This window comes from Pseudomonas sp. DSP3-2-3 (assembly GCF_049898225.1).
Taxonomy (GTDB): domain Bacteria; phylum Pseudomonadota; class Gammaproteobacteria; order Pseudomonadales; family Pseudomonadaceae; genus Aquipseudomonas.
The window spans coordinates 368778-382591 of record NZ_JAFCXH010000001.1; the positions used below are offsets into that span (position 1 = coordinate 368778).

Here is a 13814-nt window from a genome sequence, read left to right on the forward strand (position 1 = left end):
GCGTAATAAATGCGCCGCACACCTACACAGTCGAAGGCTTCGTACCCGTTTCCATGCCGCGCGCCCTGGAAACTGCCGAAATCCCCGGCATCATCGAGCAGTACAAACGTGCAGCCAGGAACGCCAGGCGGGCCGGTTTTGAGGGTGTTGAAGTCCACTCGGCCAATAGTTATCTGCTGGACCAATTTCTGCGCGACTCAACCAATCAGCGTACCGACCAGTACGGCGGCTCAATAGAGAAGCGCGCCCGCCTGACACTGGAAGTGACCCAGGCCATCGTGTGGATATCTGGAGCAATGATCGAGAGGAGATTCGCCTGTCGCCGGTTACTCCGGATGCTGGGTGGACCGATCAGCAATCTCTACAAGTTTGTAGAAACCAATGGCAAGGCGCCAGACATCAAAACCCGTCTGGACATCCTCGCAATCACTCCAACCACCGCAGTGGTGCGGATTGATATGGAACAGGACGCTATCGGTGCCGACTACAACGACTACCTGACGCTGATCAAGATCGACGGCACCTGGAAAGTCATTGCGAAGGTTTACCACCAATTCGAAGGCTGACTGACAAGGGTAGTTCGCTACCGTCTAGCCAACACTCTGGCCAACACAAAGGTTGCCACGACAGCCAGCACGACGGCGGTAGCGATGGACGGAACCGCCCCCCACTGCAGGATTGAGTTTTTGAGGGTCAGGTAAAACCCCACTACGCCAACAGCACCAATGGCGTTGCCTCGTACTATTGCACTCAATTCGTGGCGCCCGCCCTGAACATGGGCGAATACCGCAAGCGGCCAGGCGATCACCGGGATGGGGGCCAGCAGCCCGCTGAATACCGGTCCGAGCCACTTTGCGCTTGCGGTAATCGCCAGAAGCAGCAGTGTGGCCGTCAACATGCGCATCGGGATGACCCAACGTGGCACCGGGACATAGGGCGCTGCGCTGGTCCGCGCTTGTTTCGAGGTGACAACGATTATCAGGGTAACCAGGAGCAGCGTTGCAATGACGGACAGTGCCAGCGATCCCAGACGACTCATCAACAAGGCAGTTGCGCCGTAAAGCGCCAAGGCTGAAATGCATCCAGTCAAGGCCGAAACTCTTACGGTCACCAGGAGGTAAAACAAATAGGTCGCCTGGACCGCAGCCAACCCGGCCAAGGCGCCAGGCACTGCCGCCGACGCGAATCCCGCGCCCTGCTCAAGGCTGAGAAACAGCATGACCAGCGCCGAGGTGATGGGCAGTCCCGACAGAAGCCCACCGATTTGCGTGCCCCAGCGTTTGGCAGCCAGCGAGATGGCCAGCATCAGCGCAGGCGTGATGAATAACTTGAGGTAGAAGGCAGTCATGCAGAGATACGTCAAAAGCTATAGGTCTGGACGAGCCTATAGCTTTCAAGCGCTGTTTGCCTGACGAATTGGTTGGCTATACCGGTTTGAATCCATACAACCGGGCTGGATTGTCCACCAGAATCCGGCGTCGAACGTTGTCATCAAGCGCCCACTCGCTGAGCAAATCCAGCATGGCCATGTCATCGGGCGCGGGGCTGCGGCCCGGATGTGGCCAATTACTTGCCCAAAGACAGCGCTCAGGAAACGCCTGCACCAACGTACGTGCCAGCACGCTCACATCTTGGTAATGGGGTGGCCCTGACTTCGACGTCTCGTAGGGTGCGGACACTTTGACCCAGACCTTGCCCGAATCCAACAGGCACAACAGACTTTTGAAGCCTGGGTGATCAATGCCGACCGGCTCCAGAAACTTGCCGGTGTGGTCGATGCTCACCAGGCTTGGCAAGGCGCGGATACGCGCCTCGAAGTCGGGCAATTGTCGACCGTCGACCTGAAGATTGATCACCCAACCCAGCTCGGCAATCCGCGCGGATATCGGTTCCAGCTCGTCCCAACCCAAGGCGCCCTGAGCACCTGGAATCAGCATGAAGCGCACGCCGCGAACCCCTGCGCTATGGAGCCTGGACAAGGTTTCGTCGCTGGTATCTGGCGCAATGACAGCGATTGCCCGCGCAGCGTCCCCTGCTTGCGCCAAGGCATCAAGCAGGCAACCCATATCGAAACCGTAACCGTTGGCCTGAACCAGTAACGCACGCTGCAGACCGAGACGCCGCTGCACGTGCTGGTAATCACTCCAGCTCGCGCGGGCGATGCGTTGCGTCAGGGGGAAACGTTCGGGTTCGTAGATATGCACGTGGCAATCGCAAGCGCCCGGCATCGGATTCAAAGACGTTTCACTCATGGGACAGCTCCACGCTTGGGTTGCTATTCACGCCAAACAGACGCGAAGCTCGACTGGCATGTTCGAGGTTGACTGCACCGGCAGGGACTTTGCCGGCCAGCAGGGCCTGGACCTGGCGAACGGTGTCCATTGCCTGATGTTCGCTGGCCTGGGGGGTCAGGCCGCCGATGTGCGGGTTGGCGATGACTTTCGGGTGGGCAGCGATTGCAGGTGTGGGCATCTGATCCTCGGCGCGTCCAACATCCAGCGCGCAACCGGCAATAATCTGCTCGTCGAGGGCAGCGACCAGCGCTTGCTCATCGACGAGTTCGCCACGGGATGCATTGATGAAAAACGCGTGGGATTGCATGGCGTGGAATGCTCTGCGCCCGAACAAATTCGCGGTTTCAGGGGTAGCTGGCGCCAGGCAGACTACGTAGTCCGACGCTGCGATCACTTCTTCGAACGATGCCTGTCTGATCCCCGGTTCGTGAGCTGAGACAAACGGATCGCAGACCTGCACATTCATGTCGAAAGCGCGCGCCATGGTTGCGAGTTTCTGGCCGATGAAACCGTAGCCGACGATGCCCAAGGTGGAGCCTCGCAATTCCCGGCCCATGATGACTGCCGGGATCTTGCCCTGCCAGTAGCCAGCAGCGGCGCGACTGATGCCGCGACTCAGATCGATCATCACGCCCATCACCCATTCACTCACGGATGTGTCGAAACCGGGGGTGGCGCGGGTCACCAGCACGCCATGGGCACTCGCGGCCTCGACGTCGATGTTGCGGATATCCACCGCCACCCGGCAAAACGCCGCCAGGCCTGGCAGTTGTTCGAACAACTGCGCCGGTGCAGCCGTCTCGCGACTGGAAACAATGATCTGGCAACCTTGCGCCGCCTCGACCAACTCATCAATTTGCAACAGATGACGCGACGTATTGAGCTTGACCGTGGCGCACTCGCGCAATTGGTCAAGTGCGCGCTTGCTGTAATAGTTTTCCAGCGTTTGAGGTGAGTGCGTCAGGAATATCTTGGTCATGTCATTGCGTCCCTTTACGAATTTGCCGGAGCGGCTACCGACTGCCGGCACACCAGGTCGGGTTGGAAAATCAGGTTGACCGGGGTTTGCTCCATCTGCCGGGAGCGCTCCACCACGCGTTGCACCATGGCATCGGCCATTGCATCAAGCGGCATCGCCACCGAGGTCAGGCCGGGGTTGGTAAACGCCGCGATGGACAAGCCGTCCATGCCCACCACCGAAATATCCTGAGGTACGCGCAGGCCGGCCTGATGCAAGCCAGACATCAGGCCGATGGCGAGCAGGTCGTTGACCGTGACAATGCCGGTGGGCATCGGGCGCATGGCCTGGATCTGGCTGGCCATGGCAAAACCCAGGCTGGCCAGTTCGGAGTCGCCGAAAATCTCCGCCACCTGGCCTTCGATCACTTGGCTGCTGTCCTGCAATCCAGCCTCCGCGACCCGTTTGAAAAACCCGGCAATTTTGTTCGAGCGACTCACGGTTTTGCCGCCTGGAACCAGAAATGCCAGGCGCGAATGCCCATGGGCGATCAAATGATCTGCGGCGACATAACCCGCCTGAAAGTTATCCGGCGACATGTGGTCGACCTGGGAATGCTCTGCCGGGTCAATGCTGCGGTCATAGCTGACCACCGCCAGCCCGCGAGAAACCGCATCTTCAAGGTGGCGCTCGTCATCCATCGACGAGACCACGATCACCGACTGCACACCAAACGAAAGCAAATCTTCGAACATCCGTGCTTCGTGCTGCTTATCCCGATGGGTATTGGCCAACAACAGGCGGTAGCCATAACGCTCCTGCGCGGCGGCCTCGATTTTCAGGGCCAATTGCCCGTACATGGGGTTGGCGGTAGACGGAACCAGCAGGCCAAGCATCGGTGTATGCCCGGTCTTGAGCTGTCGCGCCGCCCGGTTGGGCCGATAATTCAGTGTGCTGATCGCCTCCTCTACCCGGCGATAGGTCTCTGCACCCAGCTTGTCGGTTCGTCCGCTCAGGACGTTGGACACTGAGCTGACCGATACGCCTGCAAGGGCTGCTACATCGTGAATCGTTGCCATCTTTTTGCCTTAACCCATATTAAAAGTGCGTGGCAGCCACAACGAAATCGAGGGCACCAGAACAATCAGAACCAACATCATCGCCAACAACAGCAAGTACTTGAGCATACGTCGCGACACGTCCTCGACCTTGGTGCCGGTCATCGCGCAGGTGGCGAACAGGCCCAGACCGAAAGGCGGCGAAAACAGTCCCAGGCCCATGGCAATCACTGACACGGTACCGAAGTGCAGCGGATGAATACCCACCTGAACCGCAATTGGCACCAACAGAGGGCCGAAAATGATCAGCGCCGGCGCACCTTCGAGCACCGCACCAAAAACCACCATGATGATGACCGACGCGAAGAGAAACGCCAGCGGACCATAGTCATGCGCCAGGGCGAGCATGAAATCGGAGATGATCGCCGGTATTTGCAGGATCGTCAGCGCGAAGGCCACGCTGGAGGCAGCGGCAATGATGAACAGGATGCCGGCGGCCATCGCTGCCGAACGCACGAACAGCGCGGCAATTGCGCGAGGTGTCAGTTCGCGGAAGGTCACACCACCGACCAGCAGCGCGTAGACCACGGCAAACGCCGACACTTCGGTGGAAGTCGCGACACCGGACGTCACGCCCTTGCCGATCATCGCCACCATGATCAGCGCCACCAGCGCACCGCCCATCAGCCGTAGCAACGGGGTACGCAGGGGAAACGCTTCGTTGGGATCGACCTTGCGCCCGAAGATCACCGCCAGGGTCGCCAGACCCATGGCCAACACCACGGCCGGCACGATCCCCGCCAGAAACAGGCCGCCGATGGAGATGTTCGCGACAAAGCCCATGATGATCATGTTGATGCACGGCGGAATGGTTTCCGCCATCACCCCGGAGGCCGCCAGGACTGCTGCGGTTTCGTTCGGGTCCTGACGCGTGCGGCGCACGGCGGGGACAACGATGCCGCCCACAGCGGCGATATCCGCCAGCTTCGAGCCGGACACGCCGGAGAAGAACGCCGTCGCCAGAATGGTGATCAGGTTCATCGAGCCGCGCACGCGTCCGAATACCCTGACCAGCAACTCGATCAGGCGTGCGGACATGCCGTTGACCTCCATCACCAGACCCGCCAGGACGAAGAACGGAATGGCCAGCAACACGAAGTGATCCATGCCCGCCATGACTTGCTGGGAGTAGATGACCATCGGCAACGACGGGTCGCCCATGAAATACAGCAGCGCACACATGGCGAGTACAAAGGCGATGGGCACGCCGACCAGCAATCCGCCGACGAAGCCCAACAGCAGCAGTGTCCAGGGTTGCAGGGCGAAGGCCTCAAACCGGGTGTTCCAGCCCCAGACTGCGGCGCTGACGACGATGCACCCCAGCAGGCTCAGCCAGGTGCTGCGCGTTGCGCCATTGACCGCGTTGGCAACGCCGACGACGGTCATCAGCAGCGCGCCGACGAACACCGGCAACACATTCAGCCATTGCGGAAGCCCCATCGGCGTCGAAACATTGGCCGAGTCCTCAAGCAGCAGCCAGGAAGAGAATGCCAGTCCCGCGGCTGTTCCCGCGACCGCCCAGCCGCCGATCTGCAGCGCCACTTGCTGCCAGCCAGCCGGCAACAAGGCGCGAAAGAAATCGACATGCACGTGCTTGCCCCGGGCGAGCACCGTGGCACCGCCAAGGAATACCAGCATGACCATCAGGCCCCGTGCGACCTCCTCCGCCCAATCCACCGGCTGGTGAACGAAATAACGCAGGATCACCGAGGCGAACACCACGGCCACGTCCACGGCCAACACCACCGCGCACAGCCGTTCGGTGAAGGTACACAGCGTGGCGAGCAGCCGACCGCTGACCGCCTGGTTGTTGAATCCCCACTCCTGAGTGGGTACGAGCAGGCCCGCAGCGTCTGGCGGGCTTTCGGGTCCAGGTTGATCCGCGGCAGCGGTTACGCTCAAGGATGGGTTCATCACGGGTATCTCTGATTGTTATTGTCGATAGCTGCGCAATTGAAGTCGCGGCACCCTGGATGAATCGCGATCAACCGCGTGATGCTTCGATGGCGGCCAGCACCGGGGCAGTGACCGGATTACTTTGAGTGAACGGTACCCAGAGTTTTTCCCGCATCAGCTGCCGGGTGGCATCTCGTTCGCTATCCGCCATCGGGAAGAAGCTCATGCCCGCCTTCGCCAGGGCGGCAACCGCTTCAACACCCTTGATTTTCGCGGTTTCGCGCTGGTGGATACTGGCGTCCCGGGCAGCGGCGATAAACGCTGGCTGCAGGTCCGCAGGAATCTTGGCCAGACCACGCTTGCCGATCACGGCAATGCACGGGCTGAACAGGTGATTGGTTTGCCAGCAGTTGCGCACGACTTCATCGAGTTTGTTGGCCAGCACGCTGGCGGCATCGTGTTCGAAACCTTCCACAACGCCCGTTTGCACCGCTGTATAGACCTCGTTGAACGCAATCGGGGTGGGAATGGCGCCCAGCAGCTTGAATGTCTCGATAAACGCCTGAGTCGGCAATACCCGCAGCTTGACGTTCTTCATGGCTGCCAGATCCTTGATCGGCGGCTTGGTGTAGACACTGCGCGCGCTGAAATGCGAGCCCCAGCCAATCACCGAACAACCGGTCCGCTCCTGCAGCAATTTGTTGTAGATATCGCCGACGCCGTTATCCACTGCCTTGGCCACATGGGCATAGCTGTCGAACAGGAAACCCAGGTCGAGCAGTGCCAGTTCGGGCAGCGCCGTGGCCCAGATCGAGCTGCCGGTGACCATCATGTCGATCGATCCCAGGCGCACCTGCTGCACCACGTCCGCTTCCTTGCCCAACTGACCGTTGGCAAAAAAATCGATGCGCACTTTGTCGCCCAAGGCTTGTTGAAGGTTCTCGGCAAAGCGTTGGTAAAACAGAAAATGCGCCGAGTTCTGATCGGACGGCATGGTGGAAGACAGTCGCAGCACGGGGGTTGCTGCGCGGCTGAAGGTTGGCAGAGACAAAGCGGCAGCGCCCAGGGCTGCAGACTGAACGAAACGACGGCGGGTCAGATTCATAGTGTTCTCGATGGTTTTTGTTGTTTTTAGTAAAACGTTTTACTAAATCGTTTTACAGAGAGTAGTCCTCATGCGGATTTTTTCAACCAATAATTTTATTTTCAGGCGACGGGGAGGAATTGCTCGAACGCGGCGGTCTTCACACGGATTGAGTAAGGGTCATCCCTGACCCCGATTGCGACGCTGCCGCTGGGTTAAAGACCTGTCGTCCCGCAGGCCGCGCGGTAGTGTTTTAAAACCTGGGCTATCGCAGCCATCATCAATCCCTTCGCCGAGGTATCCCCCAGACCGTTCGCCACCTGCGGATATAGCTGCGGCAGGTATTGGCTCACCAGCGTATCGGGGATGGGTCTGTCGCCCAACGCCAAAAACAAAGCGTCGACAGCCTTGGTCGCGGTCTCGAACGGCCAGTAATAACGAATCCGGTCGCTGTAGCTGAAGTGTCGCTGCAAGCGCAGCGCTGGCTCATCACCCCGGTAATACTTGTCCCAGTAATGCGGCTCATCCTGCATCAGCGTCTCCATGACGTGATGCAATCGTGGGTGCTCGGGCAGTAAATCCATCGTGACTGCGATTTGATCGAGCGCATAAAGCGCCTCGCGCAAAGCGAACGTCAGCCCGGGGCCAACTTTGAGGATCGCGAAACCATCTCGGACCAGGTGAGCCAGCGCAGAAGCTGGCTGGTAATCGGTGGAATGAGCCTCGAATACCACCTGCGGCTCCAGCTTCAAAACGGCGCTGAGCGTGCCCGCCTTTCCCGGTTCGTAGATCACCACATTTTCATTGCCGAACTCGACGCCGGGCTGAACCACTAGCCCGACCACCCGTGCAAAGGCGCTTTCCAGGCCAAGGGTTTTGAAGGCGGTGCGATGCAGCTCAAGTGTTTCGCGTGCAGCAGCAGGCGTGGTTACCAGCAAGTCCTCGACCTTTTCCTGCGCGCCTCCCGGCACCGGCACCTCGGTGCCGACTATATAAACCGGCAGCGGCAGGCCGGCATCACTCACCGTACGTTCGACCACCGACGCCAGGCGAGCCGCACGTTCCGCAATCAACGACCCCGGCAAAGGATCGGTTTCACCCGCGCACGCCATGCTGGTGTCGAGATGGATCTTGGAAAAGCCTGCCCGTGCGTAGGCCTCCAGCATTTTCTCCGCTTTGCTCATCGCCTGATCGGCGGGCAGATCTTTCCAGGGGTTTGGCCCCAGATGATCTCCCCCCAGGATCAGGCGATCAGGATCAAAACCCACCTGCTCGACGATGCCGGAAACAAACTGGCGAAAGTCCGCCGGGGTCATGCCGGTGTATCCGCCCTCATGATTGACCTGATTACAGGTTGCCTCGATCAACACCGGGCCTGAGTATGCCTGCGCTTCGCGTAAAGCCGCTTCGATGACCAACGCGTGGGCCGAGCATACCGAGGTGATTCCTGACGGCGCACCTTGAGCGTGAGCCTGCGCCAGTTTCTGAAGATAATGAGTCTGCATGGCCTGCCTCTCGATTGACGTTGAAAGGCAACCTTACGAGAACGAAACGATCAAGATCAATCATATTTTTGATTGACAGTGATTTTTTAAGCGCTATATTTCCAATCAATGAATCACTAATGAGCATTAACAGTGACCAAAGACGAGCGACTTTCGCTGATCTGTCAGCACCTCTACAGCCATGGTGAAAGCACCATCCAAACCATTGCCGATATCGCGGATGCCTCACTGGCGACGGTTCGCCGGGATCTGCTGAGCCTGGAAGCCGACGGCACTATCCATCGCACCCACGGTGGCGCCCGCATTGCCAAAAGCGCGGGCGTTGAAGTGGCATTCGACCTGCGGGAAAACCAGAACCTATTCGCCAAACGCGCCATCGCCGAAGTGGCTTATGAGCAGATTGTTCCGGGCTCGACCATCTTTCTCGACGCCGGCACCACCGTATTGCAGCTCGCCCGGCGCCTGCGTCTTGATCCGCTGCCACTGTCGGTATTCACCAACTGCCTGAACGTTGCGCAGCTGCTGATGAATACTCCGGGCATCACCATCGTTCTGCTGGGCGGGCAATTGCGTGCCGAAAATGCCTCGATGGTCGGCGCACTGGCCGAAGCGATGATTGAAAACCTGTGGTTCGACCAGCTGTTTCTTGGTGCGGGCGCCATCGCTCCGGACGCTTGCATTTATAGCCTCGACGCCAGCGAAGCGCAGTTGAATCAAAAGATGCTGGCACGGGCCGGGCGTACCCTGCTGCTTGCCGATTCGAGCAAGTTCGATCAGCGCCTCACCTATCGCGTGGCCCCGCTAAGCCCTTCACTCTCGGTCATCAGTGATGAGCTGCTGGCAGCCAGTTGGCGATCGAAGCTCAAGGAATTGGGTTGCACGCTATTGAAGGCTTCCAGCCAGACGATTGCCGTGGAGGATCTCAAGGCATGAACGAGTGCATCCTGGGCCTGGACAGCGGGGGCTCGAAAACACTTTTGGCTATCGCCAATCGCCAGGGCCAGGTGCTGAAGCTCGGAGTGGCCAACGGGCTCGACCCGATTGCCAATAACGACTGGCAAGCTCAATTGCGCGCGCTGTTGCAGCCCGTCGCTGATCTGCCGCTGGTGGCTGCGGTACTCGGACTGCCGCTGCATGGCGAACTGAGCGAATGCTCAATCGTCCAGCACGACATTGCACAGCAGGCGCTGCGGTGTCCGGTGACGGTAGAAAACGACGTGCGGATCGCCTTCGACGGCGCGTTCACCGGGACGTCGGCAGGCGTGCTGATGTTGGCCGGCACCGGCTCGATGGCCTGGGCCAGCAGCAACGATCCTGGCGGGCAGCATGTGCGCGTCGGTGGCTGGGGCGACGTCTTCGGTGATGAGGGCAGCGCCTACTGGATTGGTGCGCAAGCGTTAGTCGTTGCCAGTCGCACCCTGGACGGGCGCGACGCGCACCATTTGCTGACCAGAGCCTTGCTGGATCACTTGGACCTGACTCCCGAGCAACTGGCCGGCTGGGTTTACGGCCTTCCAAATCGCCGCGCCAGCGTGGCTGCGCTGGCCCTGCACGTTTCGGCCTGGGCCGATGCAGGTGACAGCGCCGCCATTGCCCTGTTGGACGCCGCTGCCGGGCACCTGGCCGAACATGTTACCGCTGCCTGGCGCGCAATCGGTCAGCAAGGCGCGCCGGTCTGGAGTTATGCCGGGGGTGTATTTGCCAATCCGTCGATCATCGACCAGGTCGGCAAGCGCCTCGGCACAGCCCCTCGCACACCACGCTTGCCGCCGATTGGCGGAGCACTTTGGCGCGCTGCACATAACGCGGGATGGAACCCCGATAACAGCTGGATAGAACACCTGTCGTTAAGCCTACGTAGCACTCTTGCACTGCCATCAACCTCCCCTTTCCCGACGTAGAGGTTTTGCCATGCTCCGACGCCACTTGATCGCTTCGCTTGCGCTGTTGCCCTTGTCGTTCGCCATACCGGCGTTCGCGCCCATGGCCAGCGCCGCCAATGCCACTGAAGTCCTGCTACCACCTTGGGGCACGCTGCCCAAGGCAATGACTGACCGGCTGACCGCCGAAACGGGCATGACCCTGGAAACCCAGACATTGGGCTGGGATCAGATCCTGACCAAAATTGCGACCTCGATGATTGCCGGCAGCCCGCCCGCCGATACAACTGAAGTCGACTGGTCGTGGGTCGGGCAGTTCGGCGCCGCTAACTGGTATCAGCCGCTTGAGGACGCAGTGGATGCCGCCACCATCGCGGATATCCCTTCGGCAAAGCTGTTCATGTTCAATGGGCATTTATTGGCAGTGCCCTACGCCAACGATTTTCGTGTGCTGATTTATAACCGCGACCACCTCAAGCGTGCCGGTATCACTGCCGCACCGACCACCCCGGAACAATTGCTGGCGGATGCCAAGGCGATCAAAGCCAAGAACATCAGCCAATACCCTATCGCTTTACCCCTGTCGGCCAGCGAAGGCAGCGCCACCGCCTGGTATCTGTTGACCAAGGTGTTCGGCGGCGAGCTCTTCAACGACCAATACGAGCCGCAATTCGTCAAGCCCGACTCGGCCGGTTACAAGGCCATGGCATTTGAGATAGAAGCGCTCAAGGCGGGACTGATCAGCCCGGCGGCCACAGGCCTCAAGGATGTCGAAGTTCAGGAGCTATTCAAAAAGGGCGATGCCTCGTTTGACCTTGCCGGTTGGGCAGGCAACGTAGCGGTCTACGGCGACCCGGCCAAGTCCCAGGTTGCCGAACACGTCGCGGCAGCGTTGATGCTGACCACTACAGGCACCGCACGCACGATCGGCCTGCCTGAAGCCGTCGGAATTCCCTCCACTGCCAAAAACAAAGAGGGTGCCAAGACCTTCATCAACTGGTTCATCAAACCGCAGAACCAGATCGACAGCTATGCAACGCTAGGCAACCTGCCGACCCGTACCTCGGTGCTCAAGCAGCTCAACAGCGAAGGCAAGCTCAAGAGCGGCGACGTCATTCTTCAGCAGGCCGGACTGGTCGACCCGCTGTTCAAACAAGGCACGCCGGTCTGGTATCCGCAGTTCACCAGTGCCGTTTCCAGCGCTTTGAATCAGGCGGCCAAGGGTCAGTTGACCGTGGCCCAGGCCGTGGCGCAGATCGCCGAACAAGCCCAGAGCGCAATGCAGCCGTGATGAATCTATCCTCGATCAGGGAACGGCTGCGGCCCGTCCCGGGTGAGACCTGGCTGGGGCTTGCCTATGTGCTGCCGATCATTTTGGTGATGGCCAGTCTGGTCTTTGTACCGCTGGTCACCACGGTGCTCGACAGCCTGTACCGGATTGACCCCATGCGGCCGGGTACGCCTTTCATTGGCATGCTCAACTACCAGAATCTGGCAGCCGACAGCAACGTGCAGCACGCCACATGGAACACGTTGATTTATGTGGTGATCGCCGTACTGCTGGAGACTGCCGGCGGGTTGGGTGCCGCCTTGTTGCTGAACAAGGTTCGGCGCGGTCGCCAATGGTTACTGGCGGTACTGGTGCTGCCCTGGTGCCTGCCGCCGGTGGTCAATGCGCTGGTGTGGTTGTGGATCTACAACCCGAGCTACGGTTTGCTGAACAACCTGCTCAAGGCGGTCGGGCTGCTCGACGAGAATGTGGTGTGGTTCAACGATCACAATACTGCGCTGTTACTGGTGGCATTGGTCCATGTCTGGAGGATGTTGCCGCTCACAGCGATCATTCTGCTGGCCGCCTTGCAGGCGATTCCCGCCGACCTCTACGAAGCCGCCAAGCTGGATGGCGCCGGGCGTATCAAGTGTTTCCGGATGATCACCCTGCCCCTTATCGCCGGTGGCCTGGCGATTGCGCTCAGTCAATCGACGGTATTTGCCTTCAACCTGTTCGATGAAGCCTGGATTCTCAACGGTTCGAGCCTGGACACGCGCAGCCTGATCATTCAGGTGTACATGTCAGCGTTCCAGAATCTGAAGTTCTCCTACGGCATGGCGTTGTCGGTACTGGCCATGATCGCGTCGCTGGTGGTCTCGTTGATCTATGTACTCAAGGTCTACCGCGAAACGAGGTTCGACTGATGCGCAAACTCACCCTGCATTATCTAGGCAAGCTGGGCTTTGCCCTCGCCGTGCTGGTCTTGTTGCTCTGGTCGCTCGGCCCCGTCTACTGGGCGGTAATCACCAGTTTCACTGACCCGCGCGACATGCTCAGCGAGCATTTGAGCTTGTGGCCGGAGCATCCGACACTTGAGCATTTCGCCAAACTGTTCGGCGCCAGCAGCTCCTCGCAAGGCAATGAAGTGCAGTCGGTCTGGCCGCAGTTTTCCAGGGCATTCCTCAACAGCCTTGTGACCTCCGTCGCGGCAACTCTGGTCACCCTGGTCGCCGCTGCATTTGGCGGGTACGCCTTCGTCAGACTGCGCTTCCCGGGCCGGGATCTGCTGTTCGGGCTGGTCGTCGCGAGCATGGCCGTTCCGGCTTACACCGTGATGATCCCGTTGTACCGCCTGATGATTTCCCTGCACCTGATCGATACCTATCTAGGCGTGACGCTCATCTACGTATCGGCATTCCTGCCGCTGGCGCTGTGGCTGATGCGCAGTGTGTATCAATCCCTGCCGGTGTCCCTGGAAGAAGCCGCCTGGCTGGATGGCGCCGGCCGCACCTACACCCTGGTGCGCATCGTGCTGCCACTGGCGGCACCCGGTTTGATCGCCACGGCAATCCTCACCTTCCTCAGCGCCTGGGGGCAGTTCATGGTGCCTCTGGTGTTCTCGCCGTCGCTGGCGACCAAGTCGCTGACGGTGCTGATTCCTGAATTCGTGACCAGAAACTACGTCGACTACGGCCTGATGAACGCCGCCGGAGTCATCGCGATGCTGCCACCTGTCTTGCTGGTGATTTTCCTTAACCGTTTCCTCGTACGCGGGCTGATTGCCGGCGCGACCAAATAACCTCTGAA

The 13814-nt window shown here is 59.8% G+C and carries 12 protein-coding genes and 2 pseudogenes; 7 read left to right on the forward strand and 7 right to left on the reverse strand.

Annotated elements, in window-relative coordinates:
• Positions 1-17 precede the first annotated feature (17 nt).
• Positions 18-361, forward strand: a pseudogene (locus tag ACP7E4_RS01745) (alkene reductase); the annotation flags it as partial.
• Positions 333-566, forward strand: a pseudogene (locus tag ACP7E4_RS01750) (nuclear transport factor 2 family protein); the annotation flags it as partial. The pseudogenes ACP7E4_RS01745 and ACP7E4_RS01750, both read left to right, overlap by 29 nt.
• Positions 567-583: 17 nt before the next feature.
• Here the strand turns inward: ACP7E4_RS01750 and ACP7E4_RS01755 are convergent.
• From ACP7E4_RS01755 to ACP7E4_RS01785, 7 genes are all read right to left on the reverse strand, one after another.
• Positions 584-1348 (reverse strand): hypothetical protein, encoded by a 765-nt coding sequence (locus ACP7E4_RS01755; RefSeq protein WP_426111085.1) that lies wholly within the window; start codon positions 1346-1348, stop codon positions 584-586.
• A gap of 76 nt (positions 1349-1424) precedes the next feature.
• Complete coding sequence (locus ACP7E4_RS01760; RefSeq protein ID WP_426111087.1) at positions 1425-2252, reverse strand: amidohydrolase family protein; 828 nt, start codon at positions 2250-2252, stop codon at positions 1425-1427.
• Complete coding sequence (locus tag ACP7E4_RS01765) at positions 2245-3273, reverse strand: hydroxyacid dehydrogenase (protein ID WP_426111089.1); 1029 nt, start codon at positions 3271-3273, stop codon at positions 2245-2247. Before ACP7E4_RS01765 ends, ACP7E4_RS01760 begins: the two co-directional genes overlap by 8 nt.
• 14 nt (positions 3274-3287) lie before the next feature.
• Positions 3288-4331, reverse strand: coding sequence for a LacI family DNA-binding transcriptional regulator (locus tag ACP7E4_RS01770; protein ID WP_426111091.1), 1044 nt, complete (start codon positions 4329-4331; stop codon positions 3288-3290).
• A gap of 9 nt (positions 4332-4340) precedes the next feature.
• Positions 4341-6284 (reverse strand): TRAP transporter large permease subunit, encoded by a 1944-nt coding sequence (locus tag ACP7E4_RS01775; RefSeq protein WP_426111093.1) that lies wholly within the window; start codon positions 6282-6284, stop codon positions 4341-4343.
• 70 nt (positions 6285-6354) lie between these two features.
• The gene (locus tag ACP7E4_RS01780) at positions 6355-7371 is read right to left on the reverse strand and encodes a TRAP transporter substrate-binding protein (protein WP_426111095.1); all 1017 of its coding nucleotides are present in this window, start codon (positions 7369-7371) and stop codon (positions 6355-6357) included.
• A gap of 194 nt (positions 7372-7565) precedes the next feature.
• A complete protein-coding gene (locus ACP7E4_RS01785) occupies positions 7566-8855 on the reverse strand; it encodes a D-tagatose-bisphosphate aldolase, class II, non-catalytic subunit (RefSeq protein WP_426111097.1) in 1290 nt (429 codons plus the stop codon).
• A 132-nt stretch (positions 8856-8987) separates the two neighbouring features.
• Here ACP7E4_RS01785 and ACP7E4_RS01790 point away from each other — a divergent pair, with 132 nt between their 5' ends.
• The 5 genes from ACP7E4_RS01790 to ACP7E4_RS01810 are packed head-to-tail and all read left to right on the forward strand — an operon-like array spanning position 8988 to position 13806.
• Positions 8988-9788 carry a DeoR/GlpR family DNA-binding transcription regulator gene (locus ACP7E4_RS01790; protein ID WP_426111099.1) on the forward strand — a complete coding sequence of 267 codons (801 nt, stop codon included), beginning with the start codon at positions 8988-8990 and terminating at the stop codon, positions 9786-9788.
• Positions 9785-10756, forward strand: coding sequence for an N-acetylglucosamine kinase (locus ACP7E4_RS01795; protein ID WP_426111101.1), 972 nt, complete (start codon positions 9785-9787; stop codon positions 10754-10756). The genes ACP7E4_RS01790 and ACP7E4_RS01795 overlap by 4 nt, the downstream gene beginning before the upstream one ends.
• Before the next feature lie 10 nt (positions 10757-10766).
• Positions 10767-12026, forward strand: coding sequence for an extracellular solute-binding protein (locus tag ACP7E4_RS01800; protein WP_426111103.1), 1260 nt, complete (start codon positions 10767-10769; stop codon positions 12024-12026).
• A complete protein-coding gene (locus tag ACP7E4_RS01805; protein WP_052028593.1) occupies positions 12026-12931 on the forward strand; it encodes a carbohydrate ABC transporter permease in 906 nt (301 codons plus the stop codon). The genes ACP7E4_RS01800 and ACP7E4_RS01805 overlap by 1 nt, the downstream gene beginning before the upstream one ends.
• Positions 12931-13806 (forward strand): carbohydrate ABC transporter permease, encoded by an 876-nt coding sequence (locus ACP7E4_RS01810; RefSeq protein WP_426111106.1) that lies wholly within the window; start codon positions 12931-12933, stop codon positions 13804-13806. Before ACP7E4_RS01805 ends, ACP7E4_RS01810 begins: the two co-directional genes overlap by 1 nt.
• The last annotated feature ends 8 nt before the right edge of the window (positions 13807-13814 follow it).